A 22444-nucleotide genomic window follows, 5' to 3' on the forward strand; every position below is an offset into this window, starting at 1 on the left:
GTTGAGCGAGGGAACGGGCGGCATTATGGTCGCCCGGCGCCGGCGACTACAACTCGATGCGCTCCACCTTGCCCACCAGCAGCACGTAGGACAGCGCACCGATCAACGCCAACAGCGCAATGTAGGTGATTGCCGGAGCGAACGAATCGCCGCTGGCCAGGAAACCGATGACGATCGGCGTGGCGATCGCCGACAGGTTGCCGATGAAGTTGAACACCCCGCCGGTCAGGCCCAGCAGCCGCGCCGGGGCCAGCGTCGAGACCAGCGACCAGGTGATCGAGGCCAGCCCGTTGCCGAAGAACGCCAGCGCCAGGAAGGCGATCACCAGCGGCGTCGACTCGACGAAGTTGGCGCCGATGATCGAGGTGGAGATCAGCAGCCCGCCGATGATCGGCAACTTGCGCGCGAAGCCCACCGTGCAGCCGCGCCGGATCAGGAAGTCGGAAAAGAACCCGGAACACAGCACGCCGACGAACGCCGCCAGAAACGGCAGCGAGGCCAGCAGGCCGGACTTGATGAAATCCATGCCGCGGTATTTCACCAGGTAGGTCGGGAACCAGGTCAGAAAGAACCACAGCGTCGAGTTCAGGCAGAACTGGCCCAGGTAAATCCCCCACAGCTTGCGCTTGCTCAGGACGATGCCCAGATCGCGCCAGTTGAACGCCGCCTTCACCTTCGCCGCATCGGCCTGGATGTCCACCAGCCCGCCGCCCTCGCGGATCAGGTCGATTTCCGCGTCGTTGGCCCCCTTGAAATCCCGGGGCTCGCGATACACCGCGTACCAGATCGCGGCCCAGACGATGCCCACCGCGCCGGTGGCGACGAACACCATGTGCCAACCGAACGCATGCTGGAGCCAGGCCAGCACCGGCGTCAGGAACGCCAGCCCGACGAACTGCCCGGACGTGTAGAAGCCGATGGCCGTGGCCCGTTCGCGCTCGGGAAACCAGGTGGTGACCACCCGGCTGTTGATCGGGTAGGCCGGCGCCTCCAGCGCGCCGACCGCCATGCGCAGCACGAACAGCGCGATGAAGCTGGCGGCGAAACCGAGCATCACCGTGGCCAGCGACCACAGCAGCAACGCGGCGCTGTAGAGGATGCGCGGCGGCACCCGGTCCACCAGCCAGCCGCCGGGGATCTGCATGGCGGCGTAGGTCCAGCCGAACGCGGAGAAAATCAGCCCGACATGGATCGGGTCGATGCCCAGGTCGCTGGTCAGCGCCGGAGCGGCGATCGACAAGTTGCTGCGGTCCAGGTAGTTGATGACCACGGTGATGAACAACAGCACCATGATGAAAAACCGCTTGCGGCTGGGCGTGACCAAGGACGCCTGCCCGGTGAGGGTTTGCGGTTGCATGGGGAGCCTCTTTCTTGTGTTTATTGAGGTCTGGGATGAAGGCCGATCCCCTGTCCCTGGAGATCACGCTGCGGGAGCCGGCAGGGCTGGCTCCCGCAGGGGATTGGCGGCGGGTCAGGCAGGACTCACCACTCGGCGAAGCTGCCGTCGGCATGGCGCCACACCGGGTTGCGCCAGCGGTGGCCGACGGCGGCGCGCTCGGTCACGTATTCTTCGTTGATCTCGATCCCCAGCCCCGGCCCGTTCGGGATCCTGACGAAGCCCTGGTCGTAGTCGAACACCCGCGCATCCTTCACGTAGTCGAGCAGGTCGTTGCTCTCGTTGTAGTGGATGCCCAGGCTTTGCTCCTGGATGAACGCGTTGTAGCAGGCCGCGTCCAGCTGCAGGCACGCCGCCAGCGCAATCGGCCCCAGCGGGCAGTGCAGGGCCAGCGCCACGTCGTAGGCTTCGGCCATGTTGGCGATCTTGCGGGTTTCGGTGATGCCGCCGGCGTGGGACGCATCCGGCTGGATGATGTCGACGTAGCCTTCGCTCAGCACGCGCTTGAAGTCCCAGCGGGAAAACAGCCGCTCGCCGAGGGCGATCGGGGTGCTGGTCAGCGGCGCCAGTTCCTTCAAGGCTTCATAGTTCTCGCTGAGCACCGGCTCTTCGATGAACATCAGCTTGAACGGATCGAGCTCCTTCATCAGCACCTTGGCCATGGGCTTGTGCACCCGGCCATGGAAGTCCACGCCGATGCCGACGTTGGGCCCCACCGCATCGCGCACGGCCGCCACGTTGGCCAGGGCCTGGTCGACCTTGTCGAAAGTGTCGAGAAACTGCAGCTCTTCGGTGCCGTTCATCTTCACCGCCGTGAAGCCACGGCCCACCGCCTCTTTCGCCGCCCGCGCGGTGTCCGCCGGACGGTCGCCGCCGATCCACGAGTACACGCGGATCTTGTCCCGCACCTGACCGCCGAGCAGGTCGCTCACCGACACCCCGAGGGCCTTGCCCTTGATGTCCCACAGCGCCTGGTCGATACCGGCCAGGGCGCTCATGTGCACGGCGCCGCCGCGGTAGAAGCCGCCGCGGTAGAGCACCGTCCAGATGTCCTCGATGTTGCGTGGGTCCTTGCCGATCAGGTAGTCGGACAATTCCTCGACGGCGGCGGCGACGGTGTGGGCGCGGCCTTCGACCACGGGCTCGCCCCAACCGGTGACGCCCTCGTCGGTCTCGACCTTGAGGAAGCACCAGCGCGGCGGGACGATGAAGGTGGTGAGTTTGGTGATTTTCATCTGTTTGTCTCTCTTGTAGATGAGCCGAATGCTTAGCGCAGGGCGTTCCAGGCAGCGACGTAGGCCTTGGCGCTGGCCGCCACCTGCTCCGGGGTCATGCCGGGCTTGAACAGGCCGGAACCGAGGCCGAAGCCTTTGGCGCCGGCCTCGAAGAACGCTTGCATGTTGTCCGGGGTGACGCCGCCGACCGGCGCCAGCACCGTCCCGACGGGCAGCACCGCCAGCCAGGCTTTCACCACCGCAGGTCCCATCTGTTCGGCCGGGAACAGCTTGAGAATGTCCGCGCCCGCCTCCAGCGCCGCGAAGGCTTCGGTCGGCGTGGCCACGCCCGGCGACAGGTACAGCCCTGCCGCCTTCGCCGCCCGCAGGACTTTGGCGTCGCTGTGGGGCATGACGATCACCTGGCCGCCGGCCTCCTTGACCTGCTCCACCTGCTCCGGGGTCAGCACCGTGCCGGCGCCGATCAGGCAGTCGGCGGGCAACGCCTGACGCAAGATGCGGATGCTTTCGTACGGCGCAGGGGAATTGAGCGGCACTTCGATGACGCGAAATCCGGCCGCATACAGGACGTGTCCGATCGCGGCCGCTTCCTGCGGATGCAGGCCGCGCAGGATCGCGATCAGACCGTTTTGCGCCAATGCTTGCTTGAGCATGTCTGGCCTCCAGTCGGGGGTTAACGGGATGGGGAAACGATCAGTCCGGCGGCCAGCGCCAGTTGCCACAAGCCGCGCTCGGTGGCCTGCTCGGCCAGCGTCACGCGGGCGAAGCCGCAGGCGTCGAGGGCTCGACCGTAGCGGGCGCACAAGGCGCCGTTGCCGATGAGGACGATCGCAGGAAGGTGCACGCTGTGGCGCCGCTGCCGCTGCACCTGGGCGAGGGCCGCCAGCTCATGGCCGATCAGCAGGCCGGACAGATAGTCAGGTTGCGCGGTGGCGCTGAGTTCGCCGGTGAGGCCCAGGCTGCGGGCACTGAACAGGGTGGACAACACGCCGATCTCACCCTCCGCCGACAACGCCACCTGCACGCCCCGGTCGAACGCCTGGCCGTCGAAGGCCGCGCCGAACTGCTGGGTCCGCCCGAGGATGCTGTGCTCGCTGAGCACGGCGAACACTTCGCCGGTCATGAAAGTGTCGAACCGGGTGATGCAGCCTTCGGCCACCTCCACCCATTTCGAATGGCTGCCCGGCAGGCCGATCAACAGATCGCCGCCCGCCCCCGGCGCCAGGTTCTGCAGCGCGCCGAGGACTTGGGTCTCCTCGCCGCGCATCACGTTCGGCAGGCGCGAACGCTGGATCACGCCCGGCACGATGTGCACATCGACACCGCGCTGGCTGCGCACCACCTGCAGGGAATGGCCGAGGTCGGCGACGTCGGCCGGCGTCTCGCGGTAGGCCGCCTCGCGCCAGCCCTGGGCGCTGCCGACCATGCCGCAGGCGATCACCGGCAGGCCGGGCTGCGCATCGAGCCAGTCGCCGCAGGCCTCGTCGAACGCCAGTTCAAAACCGTCGACGCATTCGCGGCCATGGATGACCCGCGCCGTCTTCGGCAACTGCATAATCCCGAACGACAGCGACCGCTGCTCCAGCACCTGGCCGTCCGGCCCGAGTTTGTAAGCACGTAGGGAGGTCGTCCCCCAATCGAGGGCGATCAATTGCGCCAGCATCGCTTCACCTGTTTTGTTTTTGGCAGTGAGTGGGCTGGACTATAAACCTGGGCGCTTCAAAATCTCAATATATAAATATCAATCCCATATTCTGGGACGAAGCAAATATGACGCGCAGGCCTGCGCCAACGCTCTAGAATGCGCGCCTGCGGCACGACTGCCCGACGGATCAAGGAAGAAAGAAATGGGACATCCGCTGAAAACGCTGCTGCTCTGCGCTGCCCTGGCTTCAGCAAGGGGAAGGCCGGGGCGGGGCGACAAGCGCTGGATGGGTGGGTGCAGGGTAGTTGGGAAGAATCAGGCGGGTTTCATCCTTAGGGTGAGTTCATGGCTGCACGTCACCCAAAAACAATCTCTTTACCGACCATTCCTTCACTCAATGGCGCGCACAACCTCAACTGCCGGAACATTCATTGAATTCGAGTAATAACCGCCATATGAGTAAGAGGAAGTAAAAACCCTGCAAGCCAATAAATCCTGCCCCCTCAATACTTCCAGCAGTTGAGCCTTGGGAATGAAAGTGCTCGATATTCCGCCATCCGGTGTTTGCATGGCAAAGAGGCGAGCGGAGTAAATATGCTTCCCATCCGGCCCTGGCCCAGTGCCACCGACCTCAACCATTTCACCCTCAAGGTAACGCGGCAAATCCTGCCTCCTCTCAAAGGGAACATTCTGATCCAAAGAGCAGATCAGCGCTTCTCCCAATTGATCCTCGCCGGTATTTGACTTAAAGAACATCAACAGGTCGGTCTTCGAACTGAAGTGAAGATCAAGAAAAGGACTGCCTTTAATCTCCGCCACGGAAATAAACTCTATGCGCGACTCAGGGAGCTTGATTTTTTTACACAAGATGCACAAAGCATCAAGACAAGTATTGAAAATATACTCTTCACATCAGGATGACCTATTCAATTTTCTCAATCTCTCTCAGAAGGTCGGCCACCGGCAATTACATTTCCTCTGACAAGCACACCTTATAGGAGTAGGCGTTTATCCCTACCCTACAAACAAGAAAATCTCGCCCAGCAAATGGCCAAGGCGCAATTGAGGCAATACCTACAAACTGCCTCAATCATCACGAACGCTATCTGCCATCAATTGCCCGTATCAGATCAGCGGTGGGGACATTCATAGCATTGGAAAAATACGTCGAGTAGGAACTGGCGTGAGCCCTGAAAGCGCAAACAATAAACGGTCTTTTGACCAGTATGTCACGCAGCGCCTCTCCGCTGAGAATCGCTTCCTCCCCTTGGGCTTCTCCACTTTCTCGAAACATGATCCTGGATTCGTAATGACCACCAGTAGAGTCATTGACAAACTCAACGCTGCCTCGACCAGAGCGTTTCAGATAGTGTCCGATTGAAAAATCAAGATCATCTTCCAATCCACATACCAGCCCCTCTCCGATTGAGGGGCCAACTAATGAAAAGAGGTCCGCATCGCTGGTAAATCGCATCAAAAAAGCAAATCCACTTGGTGTGATCTCAACATTTTGATAGTACAGCACAGCAGCAGGCCGCCCGTGATTATAGGTACACGAGGCAGTCAACAGGAAGGTGAGCAGAACAACAAAAACACGTGCCATTTATTTTTCCCTAAAGTAACTTAGAATTGACTCAGCAAGTATCTGGCGCGCGGATTTTCCACCTTCAAGTTGCTTCCCGAACATTTCATTGGCGAATGCATGATTGACATCTACCGTCCCATTCACATCTGGACCAGAAGTAACCTCCCACTGCTCTCCGAAGTCCGCAACTCGATCGGAAAAATTTCGGTCTTTAATTTTTTTAGCGCGAATATTAATCCAATACTCTGCCTTAGGCTTGGGAATCTGCCTATAAATTTTTGAAATACCGTAAACAATCTTCCCTTCCCCTACGGGATCCAAAGTAATCAACATCCTGATCTTATAACCTTTATCCGTTAGCACGCTTGAGAGATGAGCGCCGTTCCACCCTCCCAGGCTGTGTCCAACAATATAGACAGCAGTAGAGATATCAGGGATATGAGAAAGTATATTTTTCGCCAAATCCTCATCCGTAAGAAATTTATTGTAAGCCAACGGAAGCACGGGACATCTGTTAACGTAGCCCAGGATTTCAGCATCTCTCAACACCGAGTCCCGAACATAGTTAACATTCCAGTTTGGCCCACTTACATAGTAACGCTCCTGATCTCCAGCGCCTCCAACGAAAAAAATGAATATTTTCTTCACGGTAATCGCGACAGTTTTAACACTGGTGTCTTTCGGATCCGTAAGTGCGTGATCAGCCGCCTCTCTCTTCGGCAGACCTTCCGTTACCGCCGCACCTTGCTCAGCCACGTCACTCACTCCACAAACAACTTAATAGTTTCAGCCAAATGCGAGCTGACGGTATGCGTGAACCCAGCGGCATCCGTAACTCCATGCTCCTCACTGCCGTCCCCCCGCTGAATCGTGTAGGGGTGATATGGCACCGGCTCTCCGGTGGCTTCGCTCACCACCTGCAACCTGTCAGTAAAGTGCACCGGCATCGGCAACAACCCACTGAACGCCGCCCCTCCCCCGCTCTGCCCGATGATCACCGTCCCGGAACCGCCCACCACGACATTGCCGTGGCCTCCGGTGCTGTCGAGCGTCGCGGCGTTCAGGCCGTTGATGAATACGGTGGCGGAGACGCCGCCGGTGATCGGGCTGCCGCAAGCGGATTTGTCGGTCATGCGCGCGGCCGGGAGGCCGTCGAAGAACACGTTAGGGGAACCGGAGACGATCGGGTTGTTGCCATGGCCAGGCAAAGGGCACGCGGTCGGGTCTGAGACGCGGGCGGCGGGTTTTCCACTCAATTCAAAGCTCCTTGCTTCAAGGGTTCCGGGTGAGGCTGATGGATATCAATGTCGGTCGCGGCGAAGCGCCAGCGGTTGTCGGTGGGGTCGAACAAGCCGTGGCGATGCCCTCGGCCGTCGTGGGCGATGACGGTCTGCGCGCGCTGCCAGGCTTGGTCGGCCTGCCAGGCCAACTCCGCTGGCGTGGCGTCGTCGAGTTCGTTGAGCCAATCGTTGTAGTGGCGCAAACCGTGCGACCGGTAAGTGTCTTGCAGCAGTCCGGCCATTTGCGGGCCGAGCTCCAGGTAGTGCCCTTCCGTCCAGCGCCCGGCTTCGAGGTAGACATACCAGCCCATCGGCGACAGCGTGCCTTCATGCAGCATCGCTTGCCCGGCCGGGGCGGTGAAGCCGCAGCACACGTGAAGGATCAGCCAGCCGCAATGGGCGCCGATGAACGCATTCGGGTCGAAGGTGCGCAGCGGTATCACGCGGTAGCCCTCCAGCCCCGCGCTGCGCGCCATCAGTTCGGCGTCGAGGCGCGACACGAAGGCGCGGATGGCGTTGCCGCCCGTGCGGTTGACGGTGCAGAGAATGTCCACCGCCTGCCGACGGGGGTTGTCGGTAGAGCCGAGGTTTTTCACCAGGCCGTACAGACGCATGGACGCCCGTAGTCCGCTCATCGCCGGTCACTCATTGACGCAGCGAAGGCTCCACGGGCGTGGAGAAAGAGTGCCGAAGGCATTGCAGGTGTCGTCCGTGAGCGCGCAAAAAAAGGCGCACAGGATGCCGGACGGGAAGCGTGCGGACAATCAGGCGAACCCTGAATCGCCCGCCTTTTTTCAGCCCTCGGCAAACTCCCGCAGCACCTTGCCGTCCATGCGGTAGCGCACCCACTCTTCCTGCGGCTGGGCGCCGAGGGATTTGTAGAACTCGATGGCCGGGGTGTTCCAGTCCAGCACGCTCCACTCGAAGCGGCCGCAGTCGTTGGCGCAGGCGATCTTGGCGAGGTGGCGCAGCAGGGTCTTGCCGGCACCGCCGCCGCGCTGCTCCGGGGTGATGTAGAGGTCTTCGAGGTACAGGCAGTTGCTGCCGAGCCAGGTCGAATAGCTGAAGAAGAACACCGCGAACCCGATGGGCAGGCCGTCGCGCAGGCAGATCAGGCCGTGGGCGGTGGCGCCTTCGCTGAACAGGCTGCGCTCGATGTCGGCGACGCTGGCGATGACTTCGTGGCGGGCCTTTTCGAAATCGGCGAGTTCCGTGATGAACGCGAGGATTTGCGGTGCATCGCTGGGGGTCGCCGGGCGGATTTCGATCGTCATGGACGGGCCTTGTCGGAAATGGAAAAGCGCCATACTACGGCGGCGCGCAGCGCTCGTCACATGGCGATGCACGCACTACCCTATCCGGCCAGCCAGGCGCCGCCTGGACTGACGCCATCGCCAGCAGGCTGGCGCCCACAGGATCTTCGCATGCCGGACACAACGCCCATGAACAACCTCGCCTTTTCCCCATTGGCCCCGCTCGCCGCCCAACTGCTGCCCCACGCCCTGGAACCCTCGGAAGACGGCGCCCACGACCTGTCGCACCTGCAGCGGGTATGGCACAACGCGCGGGCCCTGCAGGCAGAGGAAGGCGGAGATCTGCCGGTGCTGCTGGCGGCGGTGCTGCTGCACGACTGCGTGGCGGTAGAGAAGAATTCGCCACTGCGCTCGCAGGCATCGCGGCTGGCGGCGGCGAAGGCCGCAACGGTCTTGACGACGCTGGAGTGGCCCCAAGCCGAGATCGACGCCGTGCGTCACGCCATCGAGGCCCACAGCTTTTCCGCCGGCATCGAGCCGCTGACGCTGGAGGCCAGGATCCTGCAGGACGCCGACCGGCTCGATTCGCTGGGCATGCTCGGCGTCGCCCGCACCTTCTACACCGCCGGGCGCATGGGCAGCGCGCTGTACGATCCGCTCGACCCCGAAGCCAAAGACCGGGAGTACGACGACCGCCGCTTCTGCCTCGACCACTTCCAGACCAAGCTGCTGCACCTGGCCGCCGGTTTCCGCACCGTGGCCGGCCAGCGCCACGCGCAACTGCGCCATCAGCGCCTGAAGCAATTCATGGAGCAGTTCAAGGAAGAGATCGGCATCGCCTGACGGTTACTCCGCCCGGCGCCGATCCTGACTCCACCAACCTTTGACCTAACCCGCCCGCCCGGCATGGTAGATAGGGGACGCTCATTTCTGTCGGCTGAAGGAAACGCGTCATGCCTCACGCAACACCCAAGGTTCCGGGCAGGCTGTTCGGCCTGTTTTGCCTGGCCAGCTATCTGCTGTCGCTGTCCTACGGCGCGACGTTTCTGCTGTCGCTGCTGATCGGTTCCCGCGGCGGCAACGAACACGACGCCGGAAGCGTGATCAGTGCGGCGATGCTCAGCACCTTTGCGGCGGTTCTGGTGTCCGGGCACCTGTCCGACTGGCTGGGCGCGGCGCGCTCCATTGCGCTGTTCGGCCTGCTGCTGGCGGCGGCGAGCCTGGGGTTTGCGCTGACGCCGGGGTTCGGTTCGCTGCTGCTGTTTTTCGGCCTGCTGCTGGGGCTGGGCTGGGGGGTGTTCTACACGCTGGGGCCGATCATCGTCGCCAGCCTGGTGAGCCCGACGCAACGGGCGAAGTATTTCGCCCTGCTGTCCGGCAGCATGATGACCGGGATCGGCAGCGGCCCGCTGCTCGGCCGTGCGGCCACCGCGCTGGATTGGCCAGTGACGTCGGCGTTCGTCCTCGCGGCGGCGGCGAGCCTGATCGGCGCAGGGCTGTTCTGGCGCCTCGGCGCACGGCTCAACGGCAGCCAGGCGACATCGGCCGCGCGCATTTCCTGGCGCGCGACGGCACAGGTGCTGGGTTCCCGGGCGGTGCTGCCGATCATCATGGTCGGGCTGGGCGGCGCGGTGTTCGGCGGCCTGTCGAGCTTCCAGACCAGCTACGCCGCCGGCCGCTCGCTGGATTACTCGCTGTTCTTCATCGGCTTCATGAGCGCGGCCATCAGCAGCCGCCTGCTGATCGCGGGGTGGGTGGTCAAGCGCGATCCGCTGCGGGCGTCGTGCCTGTTGTCGGGGCTGATGCTGGGCTCGATCGTGCTGTTCGCCTTCGGTGTGCACAGCGGCGCCGCTTACCTGCTGGCGGCGCTGATGCTGGGCGTCGGCTACGGCCTCACCTATTCGGTGATCAACGGCCTGGCGGCCAACGAAGCGCCGCCGGGCACCATGCCGCAGGCGTTGCTGCTGTTCAGCCTGGCGTACTTCATCGGCGTGTTCGGCTTTCCGCTGCTGGCGGGCAAGATTATCGTCGAGCGGGGCATGCCGGCCCTGCTGCTGACGGTTCTGGCGGTGGCGGCGCTGAACTGGCTGATCACCGTCGCCCGCCTGCTGTGGCGACGGTCACGGGCGCGCTGGGCACAAACGGCCTAGACCGTTCGTCATCGGCCGGGCACCTCGGCGCGGCAGCAGCAGACCAACGACAGGTAAGGACATCCATCACTGGAGACTCGCCATGATTGCGTCAAGGCTGACTGCCCTATTGCTCACCGCCGCGCTCTGCCCGGCGGCCTTCGCCGCCACGGTCACCGCCGCCGGCACCGGCCCCACCGATCCGGTCGAGCGGCCCAAGGCGCCCGCCATCCAAAGTGCCCCCGGCATGAACACCGATGGTTCGGGCGTGGAAAACGCCCTGCCGCCGGCCACCGGCATCGACCCCCGCACCCAGGGCAACGATCCGGGGCGCCAGGGTGGCACACCCGGCAATCCCGTCCCGCCTGCCGACCCCGCCCCTGGCAGCGGCAAGACGCCCGACGCCCTGCCGGGCTCCGGCAGCGGCAACCCGTAGGAGGAACACCCCATGCCCCGTGGAAGCAAAGCCAAATACACCGCCGAGCAAAAGCGCAAGGCGCAGCACATCGAAGAGAGCTACGAACACAAAGGCGTGCCGAAGGACGAAGCCGAAGCCCGCGCCTGGGCGACGGTGAACAAGCAGTCCGGCGGCGGCGAGAAGGCCGGCGGCTCGGGCCGCAAGAAACCGGCGCAGGCCAAGGCCAGGGACCGTGAGGAATCAGCGCGGCGGGCGGCCGCCAGCCGTGAAGGCCACCCGCGCGACAGCCGGGCTTCGCGCAACACCCAAACGGTCGAGAGCCTGAGGAAAGAAGCGCGGGCAAAGGCCATTCCGGGCCGCTCCACGATGCGCAAGCAGGAACTGATCGAGGCCTTGCGCAAGCAGGAACTGATCGAGGCCTTGCGCAAGGCGGGATGAGTTTCTTCTGCGGACCTTGAGGTGCCTGGGCCTACGCCATCGCCAGCAGGCTGGCTCCCACCCTTTGCGACTGCGCGGTGCCTGGGCTGACGCCATCGCGGGCAAGCCCGCTCCCACAGGGTTCTCGGCTGAATGCAGGGTTTGCGTTCACCGCAAAACGAGGTGGGAGCCAGCCTGCTGGCGATGGCGTCGGTTCAGGCGCTGCCGGTCAGCGCTGCTTGAGCCGGTCGATGACCACCGCCAATAGCAGGATCGAGCCGCGGATCACGTACTGGTAGAACGTGTCGATGTTCTTCAGGTTCATCGCGTTCTCGATGATCGCCAGGATCAGCACCCCGGCGATCACGTGCCGGATCATGCCGATCCCGCCGCTCAGCGAGACCCCGCCCAGCACGCAGGCGGAAATCACCGTCAGCTCGAAACCCTGGCCGATCATCGGCTGGCCGGAGGTCATGCGCGAGGCGAGGATGACCCCGGCCAGCGCGCCGATCACCCCGTGCACGGCGAAGATGATGATCTTGGTGCGGTCGACGTTCACCCCCGCCAGCAGCGCCGCTTCCTGGTTGCCGCCGATGGCCATGGTGTTGCGTCCGTAGGTGGTGCAGTTGAGCAGCCAGCCGAAGAACAGGAAGCACAACACGGTGATCACGATGGGCACCGGCACGCCGAACATCTGCCCGTTGCCGAACACGAAGAACGATTCCCGGGACACGCCCACCGCTTTGCCGTTGGCGAAGATGTAGGCCAGGCCCCGGACGATCTGCATGGTCGCCAGCGTGGTGATCAGCGCATTGACCCGAAGCTTGGCGATCACGATCCCGTTGATCAGCCCGACGATCAGCCCCATCGCCAGCGCCGCGCCGACGCCGAGCAGCACGCTGTCGGTGTCGCGCATCACCACCGCCGCCACCACGCCGGCACAGGCGATCACCGAGCCCACCGACAGGTCGAAGTGCCCCGACGCCAGGCAATACAGCATGGTGCAGGCGGCGATCCCGGTGGTGGAGATCGCCAGCCCCAGCCCGCGCATGTTCAGCGGCGACAGGAAGTTGTCGATCAGCAGCGTGCAGGCGACGAAAATGCCGACGGCCGCCAGCAGCATCACCCAGTCGTCGAGAAAGCGCCGCAGGTCCATGGGCTTGCGCGGCGTCGGCAAGGTTTCGTTTTGAGTCGTCATCATGTTCACCTCTCAGTTCGCCGCGCCGGCGCGTTGGCGCGGCAGAGCCAGTTGCAGCAGGTTGGATTCGTTGGCCTGGTCGCGGCTGACCTCGCCGCGCACGGCGCCTTCGCACAGCACCAGGATGCGGTCGGAAATGCCCATCACTTCCATCAGGTCGCTGGACACCACAATCACCGAAATGCCGCCGGCGGCCAGGTCGTGGATGATCTGGTAGATCTCGGCCTTGGCGCCGATGTCAATGCCGCGGGTGGGCTCGTCGAGCAGCAGCACCTTCATCGGCATCGACAGCCAGCGGCCGAGGATCGCCTTCTGCTGGTTGCCGCCGGAGAGGAACTTGATCGGCTGCCCGGCGTGGGGCGTCTTTACCTTCAGCGCCTTGATCTGCTGGTCGGCGTTGCCCCGCTCCCAGCCCCCGCGCAGCAGGCAGCCGAGGCCGGAGTGGGCGCCGCGGGCGCTGATGTTGATGTTCTCGGCGACGCTGGCCAGCGGGATGATGCCTTCCTTCTTGCGGTCCTCCGGGCACAGCAGGATCCCGGCGGCGATGGCGTCGCGGGGCGAGCGCAGCTTCAGTTCATGGCCGCGCAGCAGCAGGCGGCCGGCGCTGTTGCGCGACAGGCCGCTGAGCAGGCGCAGCAGCTCCGTGCGCCCCGCGCCGACCAGCCCGAACAGGCCGAGGACTTCGCCCTTGTGCGCCTCGAAGCTGACCGGTTCGCGCAGGCCCGGCCCGAGCAGGCCGTCGACCTTGAGCGCCACCGCACCCCGGGGCCGGCTGCGGTAGTCGTAGATGTCCTGGATGTCGCGCCCGACCATGCAGGTCACCAGCCGGTCATGGGTCAGTTGGCTCATGTCCTCGAACGTGCACACGTAGCGGCCGTCCTTGAACACCGTCACTGCGTCGCAGAGGCGGAACACCTCCTCCATGCGGTGGGAGACGTACAGCACCACTTTGCCTTCGTCGCGCAGGCGGCCGATGATCGCCATCAGACGCTCGATTTCCCGGGCCGAGAGGCTGCTGGTCGGTTCGTCGAAGGCAATCACGTGGGCGCCCCGGGACAGCGCCTTGGCGATCTCCACCAATTGCCGCTGGCCCAGGGACAGGCGTCCGACCTTGGTCTGCGGGTCGATCTCATCGGCCAGGCCCTTGAGGCAGGCCAAGGCCTGACGGCGCAACGCGCCGCGGTCCACCAGGCCGAAGCGCGCCGGCAGGTGACCGAGAAACAGGTTCTCGGCCACGGTCATCTCCGGCACCAGATGCAGCTCCTGGTGGATCACCGCCACGCCGCTGGCGATGCTGTCGGCGGTGGAGCGGAACGCCATCGTCCGCTCGCCGATCTGCAGCTCGCCGCTGCTGGGCAGGTAGGCGCCGCCGAGGATCTTCAGCAACGTCGATTTGCCGGCACCGTTCTCGCCCATCAGGGCGTGCACCTGCCCCGGCCGGGCGACGAAGCTGATGCCGTCCAGCGCCTTCACGCCGGGAAAGGTCTTGCCGATCCCGTTGAAGCGCAGGCTGCCGCCGGTAGAAGGCGGTTCGTGTTCGTGTGTCTGTTCTTGCGCGTGCATAAAGCCACCTCTTCACACCGTCCGGACAGTCTTCAGTTCCACAGGCCGATCTTTTCCAGCTCTTGCTTGAAGTTGTCGCGGGTGATCAGGGTGACGTCGTCCATCGCGGTGTACTTGGGCGGCTCTTTGCCGGTGGTGACCCACTCGTACATCATGCTCGCGGTGTTGTAGCCCTCGATGTGCGGGCTGGGCAGCATGGAACCGTGGAAGCCGCTGGCGGGCTTTTTCAGCTCACCGATGGCGTCGGTGCCGTTGATGCCGATGCCGATCACATTGCCGGCCGCGAACCCGGCCGCTTCGGTGGCGCGCACGCCGCCCAGCACGGTGTTGTCGTTCATGCCGCCGATGATCAGGTTCTTCGCCGCGCCCGGCAGCTTCACCAGAGCCGAGTTGGTGGCGTCCATGCTGCCCGGAACATCGAGGGTCTTGAGCGCCGAGAACAGAATGTTGGCCTTCGGCATGCCGGCATCCTCCAGCGCCTTGACCGAACCGTCGGTGCGCTTCTTGCCGGTGTCGAGCTCGTTGTAGGTGTTGATCACCGCGTAGGTGTCTTTCCAGTCCCAGTTGCGCTTCTTGGCTTCGGCGGCCATGGCGGCGCCCTGCTTCTGGCCCACCTCGAACGCGGCCATGCCCAGGTACGGCACGTCCTCCATGAACTTGCCGCTGGCGTCGACGAAGCGGTCGTCCACGGCGATCACCTTCAGGTCGTTGAGCTTGGCCTTGGCCATGATCGCCGGGCCCAGGGACACATCCGGCGGGCAGATCACAAAGCCTTGGGCGCCGTTGGCGGCCAGGCTGTCGATGGCCGAGAGGGTTTTCTCGCCGTCCGGCACAGCGATCTTGATGAGCTCGAAGCCTTTGTCCTTGGCGGCCTTTTCGGCGAAGGCCCATTCGGTCTGGAACCAGGGCTCTTCCGCCTGCTTGACCAGAAAGCCGATCTTCACCGGGTCGGCGGCCAGCAGCGAGCCGCTGAGGCTGAACGCAGCGGTCGCCAGCGCGGCACTGCACAAATTGCGGATTCCGTAACGACGTTTCATGAGCAGACTCCTTGTTGTTTTTCTTGAGCGTTGTTCGAAAGCGTTAAGTCTTGGCGGCGAGGGCGCTTGCGCCTGCCAAGCGGCGAAGCCGCCCTCCCTCCGTACCGACAATAGTCATATCGTATGATGATTGAATTTCAGACGGACTGATCCGCCCCAAACGCCATTGCGTCAGTCGTGGTACAGCACCGAACGGCCGCCATCGATGGTGATGCACGAGGCGTTGATGAACGGCGCTTCGTCGCTGGCCAGGAACACCGCCGTCATCGCCACCTCGATGGGCTGGCCGATGCGGCGCGGCGGGTGCAGGTCGAAGGCGCGCTGGCGTTCGGCATGGGGGTCGTCGAAGCCGTTCCAGTAGTCGACGTTGAGCTGGGTTTCGATGTAGCCCGGCGCGATGGCGTTGACCCGGATGCCCTTGGGCGCGTACTCGATGCCCAGGGCGCGGGTCAGTCCGAGCAGGCCGTGCTTGGCCACGGGGTACGGAAAGCAGCCGGGAATGATGTTCGTCGAATGGGTCGAGGCGATGTTGATGATGCTGCCGACGCCCTGCTCGATCATCTGCGGCAGCACAGCCTTGCAGCCGTACCAGGCGCCGTCCAGGTCGATGGCGAAGCAGCGTTTCCAGTCCTCTTCGGTCATCTGCAGCGGGTCGCGGAACACGTTGACGCCGGCGCAGTTGACCAATACGTCGATGCGCCCGTGCAGGCCCACGGCCAGTTCGGCCATGGCGTGCAGGTCCTGCTGGGAGGACACGTCAGCCCTGACCGCCTGAACGTCGGCGCCCTGCCCGCGCCAATGGGCGGCGACCTTCTCGACTTTCTCGGCCTGGATATCGCTGATCACGAGCCGGGCCTGCTGCGAAGCGAACGCGGCGACGATCGCCTCGCCGATGCCCTGGGCGGCACCGGTGAGCAGCACGACCTTGTTCTTCAGGCGCTCGCCTTTCGGCGGTTCAGGCACCGGCGGCAGGGAAAGGGGTTTAGCCATGGATCAGGACTCCTGTTTCAAAGCGCAAAAAAAACCGGACATCTGACGATGTCCGGTACGGAAGGCTTCTGGAACAAACAGGCGCATGGACGCGACGGCACCGAAACGGCCCGAAGCGCCGGCTCCACTGGGGAGTGCGAGGGAGATTGGCTGCATCACTTCACCTGTTTTGTTCTTTTTGAGTGTGAGTGCGTGTCACTGCTGGGGCCGACTATAAACCCGACCGCCAAATAATCTCAATATATAATTTTGCATCCCATATTGTGGGAGTCACCCAGCAAAGCGGGTGCAAGCCACGCCGGCGATATCCACCCCCATCGACAGCACCGCGCCGTCCAGCGGGTGGTTGCGCGGGCTCTTGGCACTGGTGATGTACAGGGTTTTCATGTCTTCGCCGCCGAACACGCAACTGGTCGGCCGGCTGACCGGCAGTTCGATCCGGCGGTCCACTTGGCCGTCCGGGGTCAGGCGCAGCAGGCAACCGCCGTCCCAGCGGGCGTTCCACACGTAGCCGTCGACGTCCATCGCCGAGCCGTCCGGCCCGCCGTGCTTGCCCTGGTGCTGGCCGGGGCCGTACCAGATGTAGGCGGTGTCGAGGTTGCCGTCGGTATGGACGAAGTAGCGGTACAGCGTGCCGTCGAGGCTGTCGCCGAACAGCAGCGTGGTGCCGCCGTCGCGCCACAGCAGCGTATTGGGGATCCCCAGGCCGCGCAGCAGAGGCGTGACGCGCCTGTCCGGATCGATGCGGAACAGCCCGCCGGAGCGCCGCACGATGGGCAAGTCCTCGCCCTGTTCGCCGATGTTGTTCTGCATGGTGCCCAGCCACAGCCGGCCCAAGGCATCGCAGCGGGCCTCGTTGGGCCGGTTGCCGGGCTGCGGGTCGGCGACGCAGAACAGCGTCAGCCTGGGCTCAAGGCCCGGCGAGTCGAGGTCCAGGCGGTACACGCCGCTGCTCAGGGTCACCAGCGCATCGCCGCTGGCGCAGGGAATGAACGCCGACACGTGCTCCGGCATCTGCCAGATCTGCACGTTGTGGCCGATCAGCCGCAAGGCCTGGCGGCCGGCGATGTCCACCCAATACAGCGCCTGGGTCGGCGCATCCCAGAACGGGCCTTCGCCCAGGTGCGCCCGGTGCTGGGTCACTGCGGTCCACGTCATGCAACCTCCTTCGATCGTCTGTGTTGGCTGGGGATGGCGGTGTGTCAGTCGCTTCTGTGTCGGCCGAGAATCCGCCGTCGCAAGCGGGCTCGCTTCCACAAGGGCTGCGCTGCGGTCAGCCCTGTTGTCTGTCGGCCATCACCTGCGGGTAATGACGCTTGATCGCCAGATCCGCGTCGTCGATCAACGTCATGCAGGCCCAGACGCCCCGCGCGGCGTCACGGGCGGCGATGGCGTCGGCCATGTCTTTGTGGATCGGCAACGTGCGGCGCAGCTCATTGGGGTCGGCGGCGGACACCTCGAAGGACACCGCCAGCAACGCGCCGAGGGCCGGCACCATCTGTTCGATGAACTGGTTGTGGCTCGCGGCGAGGATGCATTCGTGAAAGGCCTGGTCGGCGCGGTTGTAATCGAGGCCGCCGTCCACCGCCCGTTCCAGCGCGTTGTAGGCCAGTTGCACGGCGTGCAGCTGTTCGGCCGTGGCCCGCTCGCAGGCCCAGCGCACCGCCATCGGCTCGATGGTGCGGCGCAGGTCCAGAAGGTCGTCGACGAAATTCTCCGGCAGCCCGTTGCGCGACAGCCAGCCCACCACCTGCGGATCGAACAGGTTCCAGCGCCGCACCGGCAACACCCGGGTGCCGACTTTCGGCCCGACCTCAAGCATGCCTTTGGCGACCAGGGTCTTGATGGCTTCGCGGATGACGGTGCGGCTGACGCCGAGCTGCTCGCCCAGATCGGCCTCGACCTTGATGGCCTGCCCCGGCTGCACATGGCCGGCCGCGATCCATCCGCCGAGCCAATCGACCGTTGACGCATGAAAGCTGCTGGACATGGACACCTCAACGCCATTTGCGATGGGTGCCCACGCTAATCATCATACGATTGGGAGTCAAATCGGATTATTCGATCCCACGCAAAAAACCTGCAGGAGCCAGCCTACTGGCTCCTGCAGATGATGCATGAACATCAGGGTTCCAGGCCGATGGGGAAGAACTCGCCGCCGCTCCACACGCCGAGCCAGCGCAGGCCGTCGATTTCGCGGCTGACCGCCAGTTCCACCAGTTGGTAGAACACGTTGCGGTGGATCAGCGCTTCCAGGTTGCTGCGCACATGCACATACGGCGCAGGCTCTTGCGTGAGCGGATCGGTCTGCACACGGATCGGATGCTCCGCGCCGGCCTCGGCGGTCTCGTCGACGTTGGTGGTGAAACGCAGGACCTGCGCCTCGCCCACGCCTTGCGCCTCGACGGCAATCGCCACGAACGGCGCATCGTCGACCTTGATCCCGACCTTCTCGACCGGGGTGATCAGGAAATAGTCATCGCCGTCGCGGCGGATGATGGTGGAGAACAGTTTGATCATCGGCTTGCGCCCGATCGGCGTGCCCAGGTAGAACCAGGTGCCGTCCCGGGCGATGCGCATGTCGATATCGCCGCAGAAATCCGGATTCCACAAGTGCACCGGGGGCAAGCCTTGGGTCTTGGGGATCTGCCCCAGCAGGTCATTGGCCTTTTGCGGTCCGCTCATGGCGCATTCCTCTGGTTATTGGTCGGCCACGCCCAGCAGGCTGCGCGCATATTGGGCAAGCGGCGGGCCGATCAGGTCTTCCGGCTTGTTGTCGTGGAACGTCAGCAACCCGCCACGGCTCTTGATCCGTGCAGTATCGATCAGATACTGGGTGCTGGTCTCGATCAACATGATCTGAATCACACCGCTGTCGATGCCCAGGCGGTCCACCGCCTCCTCGTCGAGCCATTCATCGGAGTTGCCGATGCGGTTGTCGGCCTTGGCGAAACGGGTATACAGCAGGTAGTGGGCGCCGGCCTCGCGGGCCTCGCCCATCGCCTGGTCCAGGCCTTCCGGCGCACGGGCGCGGCGCACCATCGGGAAATACTCGACGAAGCCCTTGAAGGCTTCCTCGGCGACCACGTTCGGGCGCGGGTAAGAACCGCCCGGCGGCGCGAACGCCCCTTGGGCGATGTAGATGAACGAGTCCGGCTGAATGCGCAGGTTGTTCACGCGCCGGCTGTCACTGTGATCCAGCAGGCCCGCGTCGCTCATCTGATAGCGGGTGCCCTCCGCCATATCGCTGACAGTCATACAGCCACCAAGTGCCAGAACGGCCAGCAGCAAAACCAGGCTACGCATCCTCATCCTCCAGAAGCCGGTGACGGAAAACCGGCGAATGGCCGTAGGATGCAGCTTTTGCGCCAGCTCGGTCATCCGGTGCGTCTCACAGCTCGCAAAGAGGCCGGCTCAGCCACCGATGATCTTCATCACCGTCGCGCCGCCGGAGAACGCCACCTCCTGCTTGTCCCCCAGCGCCTTGACCAGCAACCGTTGCAACGCCGGCAACGCCTGATGGCGAGGCTTGTCGAGCAGGTCGCCGACATAGTGGCGGTTGCTCGACGACAGGCAGCCATGCAGCCAACCGGTGGAAGACAGGCGCAACCGCGAGCACGTCCGGCAGAACGGCACGCTTTCATTGGCGATCACGCCGAAATGACCGACGCCGGGAATCCCGTAGCGCACGGCGGTGGCATCGATGGGCGCATCGGCCTGGGCGAACTCGTAATGCTCGCCGATCAGGCTGAGCAACTGCTGCAGGCTGACGAACTGCTGCAGGAAGGCATTGGTGTCGTTGGCCAGGTGGCCCATGCGCATCAGCTCGATGAAGCGCAGCTCGTAACCCCGCGCCAGGCAGTAGTCGAGCAGCGGCATCACCTGATCGAGGTTCTGCCCGCGCAACGGCACCATGTTGACCTTGATCTTCAGGCCCGCCGCCGCGGCCTGCTCCATGCCGTCGAGCACCGTGGCCAGGTCGCCGCCACGGGCGATGCTGCGAAAGGCACCGGCGTCCAGGGTATCGAGGGAAACGTTGATCCGCCGCAGGCCGGCGTCGACCAGCAACGGCAGTTTTTTCGCCAGCAACTGACCGTTGGTGGTGAGGCTGATGTCCTCCAGCCCCATCTGGCCGACGGCGCCCATGAAGGATTCGAGCTTGGGGCTGACCAGCGGCTCGCCACCGGTGATGCGCAGACGCTCGATGCCCGCCGCCTCGATCAGATAGGCCACGCCGCGCGCCATGGCCTCGGCCGACAGCTCATCCTGCGCAGCCACCAGCCGCTTGCCGTTCGGCACGCAGTAGGTACAGGCGTAATTGCAGGCAGAGGTCAGGCTGATCCGCAGATTGCGAAAACGCCTGCCTTGACGGTCAACGATCATGATCACTCCGGCAACAGTAAATCGGGCGGCTAAAACTTGACTCACAAATCAAGTTTTAGCAACCCCTATGCCTGAGTATATTCCTGTGGTACTGCGCCATGCAGCGAAAACATGGCGCGATAAGGCAACTGAATGGCTTCAGTTGGTCGGCGCTTCAGGGTCACGCTTGCGCTTGTTGCCCATGCGCACGCCGATGTCCATCAGGAACTGGAAGAAACCTTCCTGGTCCTCCAGCACGTTGCTCCAGAACGGCGAGTGATACAGCGCCACGGCACCGTGCACCAGCGCCCAGGACGCGCAATAGTGGAAGTACGGCGGCACGTCCTCCAGCTTGCCTTCGCTGATGCGGCCTTTGATGAGCAGGGTCAGACGTTCGAAGTTCGAGGCGCGGATCTTGTGCAGCTCCTCGACCATTTCCGGCACCTGATTGCCCTTGACCACTTTTTCTTCCAGCCGGTCGAACAGGCGGTAACGCTGCGGATCGCGCATGCGGAATTCAAAGTAGGCACGGGACAGGGCTTCCTTGTCCTTGTCGACATCGGCCGAATGCAACAGCGCGTTCAGGTCCCGCTCGTAATCGAGCATCAGGCGCAGGTAGATCTCCGCCTTGGACTTGAAGTGCTTGTAGATCGTGCCTTTGCCGATACCCACGGCATCAGCAATCATCTCGACGGTGACACTGTCTTCACCTTGTTCGAGGAACAGCTTGAGCGCGGTATCGAGAATTTCTTGCTCGCGGCGACGAAACTCACGGACCTTACGAGGTTCTTTGTGCATAAGAAAAGGTCTGTAGGGGTCAAAATACGAAGCCGCGTATTATGCCTAACTTGCGCAAAAATGCACGGATCATCCGACCATATCTGTGTTTCCCGTTCGTTTCACGAACGTTTGCCCGGGAATGAGAACTCAACCGAAGCGATCGTATTCCAAATTTGTTTAAAAACCCCGGCCGACCCACTGGACTGAACGCCAGACTGATCAATACTTGAACTGTCGGGCGGCATCTCCCCCAAGTGCCGCGCCGGTAAAGGTACCAAAGGACCGCGTGCCTTTGTTTTACTCCTAATGGTCTTAACCCGGATTCACCCCCCAGAACCCGGGTTTTTTTTGCCCGCGATTCAGGCGCTTACGTGAGCCAGCGGGAACAGCCGCCTGAAGTTCGCGGTGGTCTGCGCGGCAAAGCTCTCGTAGCTTTCCCCACGCAGCATCGCCAGGAACTCTGCCACTTCCCGCACGTACTGCGGCAGGTTCGGCTTGCCCCGGTACGGGATCGGCGCGAGATACGGCGAGTCGGTCTCCACCAGCAGGCGGTCCGCCGGCACCCGGCTGGCCACATCGCGCAGCGCATCGGCGTTGCGGAACGTGACGATGCCCGACAGGGAAATGTAATAGCCCATGTCCAGGGCGGCCTTGGCCATGTCCCAATCCTCGGTGAAGCAATGCAGCACGCCGGCCTGGGGCAGCGCCGCCTCGCGCAGCAGCGCCAGGGTGTCCTCGCGCGCTCCGCGGGTATGGATGATCACCGGCTTGCCGGTCTGCTTCGCGGCCTGCAGGTGCAGGCGGAAGGATTCCTGCTGCAGTTCGGCGGCTTCCGGTTCGTAGTGGTAGTCCAGCCCGGTCTCGCCGATGGCCACCACCTTGGGGTGATCGACTTCACGCAACAGCCAATCCAGCGCCGGCGACGCGCCCGGCTGGACGTCCAGCGGATGCACGCCCACCGAACAGTCGACGTCGTCGTAGCGTTCGGCCAGCGCTTTCACGTCGGCGGCGTTGTCGGCACTGATGCCGATGCACAGGAAGTGCCGGACACCCCGCTGCCGGGCGGCGTCCAGTGCGGCATCCAGGGAGCCGTCGTGGGCGGCGAGGTCAAGGCGATCGAGGTGGCAATGGGAATCTACAAGCATAAAAGGACTGC

General features: G+C 63.7%; 25 protein-coding genes. 4 read left to right on the top strand and 21 right to left on the bottom strand.

Annotation, left to right across the window (positions count from 1 at the left end; genetic code table 11):
* Nucleotides 1–46: 46 nt before the first annotated feature.
* From CAG31_RS03550 to CAG31_RS03595, 10 genes are all read right to left on the bottom strand, one after another.
* A complete protein-coding gene (locus CAG31_RS03550) occupies nt 47–1357 on the bottom strand; it encodes an MFS transporter (RefSeq protein ID WP_085578091.1) in 1311 nt (436 codons plus the stop codon).
* A 125-nt stretch (nt 1358–1482) separates the two neighbouring features.
* Nucleotides 1483–2631, bottom strand: coding sequence for a galactonate dehydratase (dgoD, locus tag CAG31_RS03555; protein WP_085578092.1), 1149 nt, complete (start codon nt 2629–2631; stop codon nt 1483–1485).
* A gap of 32 nt (nt 2632–2663) precedes the next feature.
* Nucleotides 2664–3284 carry a 2-dehydro-3-deoxy-6-phosphogalactonate aldolase gene (locus CAG31_RS03560; protein ID WP_085578093.1) on the bottom strand — a complete coding sequence of 207 codons (621 nt, stop codon included), beginning with the start codon at nt 3282–3284 and terminating at the stop codon, nt 2664–2666.
* Nucleotides 3285–3304: 20 nt separating this feature from the next.
* Entirely contained in the window at nt 3305–4294 is a 990-nt protein-coding gene (locus CAG31_RS03565) for a 2-dehydro-3-deoxygalactonokinase (RefSeq protein ID WP_085578094.1), read from the bottom strand.
* Nucleotides 4295–4666: 372 nt separating this feature from the next.
* Entirely contained in the window at nt 4667–5095 is a 429-nt protein-coding gene (locus tag CAG31_RS03570) for a hypothetical protein (protein WP_176243857.1), read from the bottom strand.
* Between the two features lie 283 nt (nt 5096–5378).
* Nucleotides 5379–5879: a hypothetical protein gene (locus CAG31_RS03575; protein ID WP_085578095.1), complete on the bottom strand. Its 501-nt coding sequence runs from the start codon at nt 5877–5879 to the stop codon at nt 5379–5381.
* Entirely contained in the window at nt 5880–6617 is a 738-nt protein-coding gene (locus CAG31_RS03580) for an alpha/beta hydrolase (RefSeq protein ID WP_085578096.1), read from the bottom strand. It lies immediately after the preceding gene.
* 5 nt (nt 6618–6622) lie between these two features.
* Nucleotides 6623–7117, bottom strand: a complete 495-nt coding sequence (locus CAG31_RS03585; protein WP_085578097.1) for a PAAR domain-containing protein — start codon at nt 7115–7117, stop codon at nt 6623–6625.
* Nucleotides 7114–7776, bottom strand: coding sequence for a hypothetical protein (locus CAG31_RS03590; protein WP_085578098.1), 663 nt, complete (start codon nt 7774–7776; stop codon nt 7114–7116). Before CAG31_RS03590 ends, CAG31_RS03585 begins: the two co-directional genes overlap by 4 nt.
* A 159-nt stretch (nt 7777–7935) precedes the next feature.
* The gene (locus CAG31_RS03595; RefSeq protein WP_041475599.1) at nt 7936–8415 is read right to left on the bottom strand and encodes a GNAT family N-acetyltransferase; all 480 of its coding nucleotides are present in this window, start codon (nt 8413–8415) and stop codon (nt 7936–7938) included.
* Between the two features lie 168 nt (nt 8416–8583).
* Between CAG31_RS03595 and CAG31_RS03600 the strand changes: the two genes are divergently transcribed.
* From CAG31_RS03600 to CAG31_RS03615, 4 genes are all read left to right on the top strand, one after another.
* Complete coding sequence (locus tag CAG31_RS03600) at nt 8584–9237, top strand: HD domain-containing protein (RefSeq protein ID WP_085578099.1); 654 nt, start codon at nt 8584–8586, stop codon at nt 9235–9237.
* Nucleotides 9238–9347: 110 nt separating this feature from the next.
* Nucleotides 9348–10544, top strand: coding sequence for an MFS transporter (locus CAG31_RS03605; RefSeq protein WP_085578100.1), 1197 nt, complete (start codon nt 9348–9350; stop codon nt 10542–10544).
* Between the two features lie 82 nt (nt 10545–10626).
* Nucleotides 10627–10959: a hypothetical protein gene (locus CAG31_RS03610; protein WP_085578101.1), complete on the top strand. Its 333-nt coding sequence runs from the start codon at nt 10627–10629 to the stop codon at nt 10957–10959.
* 12 nt (nt 10960–10971) lie between these two features.
* Nucleotides 10972–11379, top strand: a complete 408-nt coding sequence (locus tag CAG31_RS03615; protein ID WP_085578102.1) for a Rho termination factor N-terminal domain-containing protein — start codon at nt 10972–10974, stop codon at nt 11377–11379.
* Nucleotides 11380–11587: 208 nt separating this feature from the next.
* Here CAG31_RS03615 and araH read toward each other — a convergent pair whose 3' ends face one another.
* The 11 genes from araH to CAG31_RS03670 all read right to left on the bottom strand — a co-directional run bounded on the left by araH (nt 11588) and on the right by CAG31_RS03670 (nt 22433).
* Entirely contained in the window at nt 11588–12556 is a 969-nt protein-coding gene (gene araH, locus CAG31_RS03620) for an L-arabinose ABC transporter permease AraH (protein WP_085578286.1), read from the bottom strand.
* Nucleotides 12557–12568: 12 nt separating this feature from the next.
* Complete coding sequence (gene araG / locus CAG31_RS03625; protein ID WP_085578103.1) at nt 12569–14119, bottom strand: L-arabinose ABC transporter ATP-binding protein AraG; 1551 nt, start codon at nt 14117–14119, stop codon at nt 12569–12571.
* Nucleotides 14120–14151: 32 nt separating this feature from the next.
* Complete coding sequence (locus CAG31_RS03630; protein ID WP_085578104.1) at nt 14152–15156, bottom strand: substrate-binding domain-containing protein; 1005 nt, start codon at nt 15154–15156, stop codon at nt 14152–14154.
* 171 nt (nt 15157–15327) lie between these two features.
* Entirely contained in the window at nt 15328–16146 is an 819-nt protein-coding gene (locus CAG31_RS03635) for an SDR family oxidoreductase (RefSeq protein WP_085578105.1), read from the bottom strand.
* Nucleotides 16147–16416: 270 nt separating this feature from the next.
* Nucleotides 16417–17304 carry an SMP-30/gluconolactonase/LRE family protein gene (locus tag CAG31_RS03640; RefSeq protein ID WP_085578106.1) on the bottom strand — a complete coding sequence of 296 codons (888 nt, stop codon included), beginning with the start codon at nt 17302–17304 and terminating at the stop codon, nt 16417–16419.
* Nucleotides 17305–17419: 115 nt separating this feature from the next.
* Nucleotides 17420–18136, bottom strand: a complete 717-nt coding sequence (locus tag CAG31_RS03645; protein ID WP_085578107.1) for a FadR/GntR family transcriptional regulator — start codon at nt 18134–18136, stop codon at nt 17420–17422.
* Nucleotides 18137–18270: 134 nt separating this feature from the next.
* Nucleotides 18271–18831 (bottom strand): DUF1285 domain-containing protein, encoded by a 561-nt coding sequence (locus CAG31_RS03650; RefSeq protein ID WP_085578108.1) that lies wholly within the window; start codon nt 18829–18831, stop codon nt 18271–18273.
* Between the two features lie 15 nt (nt 18832–18846).
* Nucleotides 18847–19452, bottom strand: coding sequence for a DUF4823 domain-containing protein (locus tag CAG31_RS03655; protein WP_085578109.1), 606 nt, complete (start codon nt 19450–19452; stop codon nt 18847–18849).
* Between the two features lie 108 nt (nt 19453–19560).
* On the bottom strand, nt 19561–20529 hold the full coding sequence (locus CAG31_RS03660) for a GTP 3',8-cyclase MoaA (protein ID WP_085578110.1): 969 nt from the start codon (nt 20527–20529) through the stop codon (nt 19561–19563).
* A 138-nt stretch (nt 20530–20667) separates the two neighbouring features.
* The gene (locus CAG31_RS03665; protein ID WP_085578111.1) at nt 20668–21306 is read right to left on the bottom strand and encodes a TetR/AcrR family transcriptional regulator; all 639 of its coding nucleotides are present in this window, start codon (nt 21304–21306) and stop codon (nt 20668–20670) included.
* 341 nt (nt 21307–21647) lie between these two features.
* Nucleotides 21648–22433: a TatD family hydrolase gene (locus tag CAG31_RS03670; RefSeq protein WP_085578112.1), complete on the bottom strand. Its 786-nt coding sequence runs from the start codon at nt 22431–22433 to the stop codon at nt 21648–21650.
* Nucleotides 22434–22444 lie beyond the last annotated feature (11 nt).

It is taken from the genome of Pseudomonas sp. R25(2017) (assembly GCF_002112565.1).
Taxonomy (GTDB): domain Bacteria; phylum Pseudomonadota; class Gammaproteobacteria; order Pseudomonadales; family Pseudomonadaceae; genus Aquipseudomonas; species Aquipseudomonas ekonensis.

Coding starts and splice junctions, on each gene's coding strand:
- CAG31_RS03600 (WP_085578099.1), top strand. CDS start 8,584: ATGAACAACCTCGCCTTTTCCCCATTGGCCCCGCTCGCCGCCCAACTG.
- CAG31_RS03645 (WP_085578107.1), bottom strand. CDS start 18,136: ATGTCCAGCAGCTTTCATGCGTCAACGGTCGATTGGCTCGGCGGATGG.
- CAG31_RS03660 (WP_085578110.1), bottom strand. CDS start 20,529: ATGATCGTTGACCGTCAAGGCAGGCGTTTTCGCAATCTGCGGATCAGC.
- araG (WP_085578103.1), bottom strand. CDS start 14,119: ATGCACGCGCAAGAACAGACACACGAACACGAACCGCCTTCTACCGGC.
- CAG31_RS03560 (WP_085578093.1), bottom strand. CDS start 3,284: ATGCTCAAGCAAGCATTGGCGCAAAACGGTCTGATCGCGATCCTGCGC.
- CAG31_RS03640 (WP_085578106.1), bottom strand. CDS start 17,304: ATGACGTGGACCGCAGTGACCCAGCACCGGGCGCACCTGGGCGAAGGC.
- CAG31_RS03575 (WP_085578095.1), bottom strand. CDS start 5,879: ATGGCACGTGTTTTTGTTGTTCTGCTCACCTTCCTGTTGACTGCCTCG.
- araH (WP_085578286.1), bottom strand. CDS start 12,556: ATGACGACTCAAAACGAAACCTTGCCGACGCCGCGCAAGCCCATGGAC.
- CAG31_RS03565 (WP_085578094.1), bottom strand. CDS start 4,294: ATGCTGGCGCAATTGATCGCCCTCGATTGGGGGACGACCTCCCTACGT.
- dgoD (WP_085578092.1), bottom strand. CDS start 2,631: ATGAAAATCACCAAACTCACCACCTTCATCGTCCCGCCGCGCTGGTGC.
- CAG31_RS03655 (WP_085578109.1), bottom strand. CDS start 19,452: ATGCGTAGCCTGGTTTTGCTGCTGGCCGTTCTGGCACTTGGTGGCTGT.
- CAG31_RS03550 (WP_085578091.1), bottom strand. CDS start 1,357: ATGCAACCGCAAACCCTCACCGGGCAGGCGTCCTTGGTCACGCCCAGC.
- CAG31_RS03650 (WP_085578108.1), bottom strand. CDS start 18,831: ATGAGCGGACCGCAAAAGGCCAATGACCTGCTGGGGCAGATCCCCAAG.
- CAG31_RS03665 (WP_085578111.1), bottom strand. CDS start 21,306: ATGCACAAAGAACCTCGTAAGGTCCGTGAGTTTCGTCGCCGCGAGCAA.
- CAG31_RS03670 (WP_085578112.1), bottom strand. CDS start 22,433: ATGCTTGTAGATTCCCATTGCCACCTCGATCGCCTTGACCTCGCCGCC.
- CAG31_RS03605 (WP_085578100.1), top strand. CDS start 9,348: ATGCCTCACGCAACACCCAAGGTTCCGGGCAGGCTGTTCGGCCTGTTT.
- CAG31_RS03610 (WP_085578101.1), top strand. CDS start 10,627: ATGATTGCGTCAAGGCTGACTGCCCTATTGCTCACCGCCGCGCTCTGC.
- CAG31_RS03615 (WP_085578102.1), top strand. CDS start 10,972: ATGCCCCGTGGAAGCAAAGCCAAATACACCGCCGAGCAAAAGCGCAAG.
- CAG31_RS03595 (WP_041475599.1), bottom strand. CDS start 8,415: ATGACGATCGAAATCCGCCCGGCGACCCCCAGCGATGCACCGCAAATC.
- CAG31_RS03635 (WP_085578105.1), bottom strand. CDS start 16,146: ATGGCTAAACCCCTTTCCCTGCCGCCGGTGCCTGAACCGCCGAAAGGC.
- CAG31_RS03590 (WP_085578098.1), bottom strand. CDS start 7,776: ATGAGCGGACTACGGGCGTCCATGCGTCTGTACGGCCTGGTGAAAAAC.
- CAG31_RS03630 (WP_085578104.1), bottom strand. CDS start 15,156: ATGAAACGTCGTTACGGAATCCGCAATTTGTGCAGTGCCGCGCTGGCG.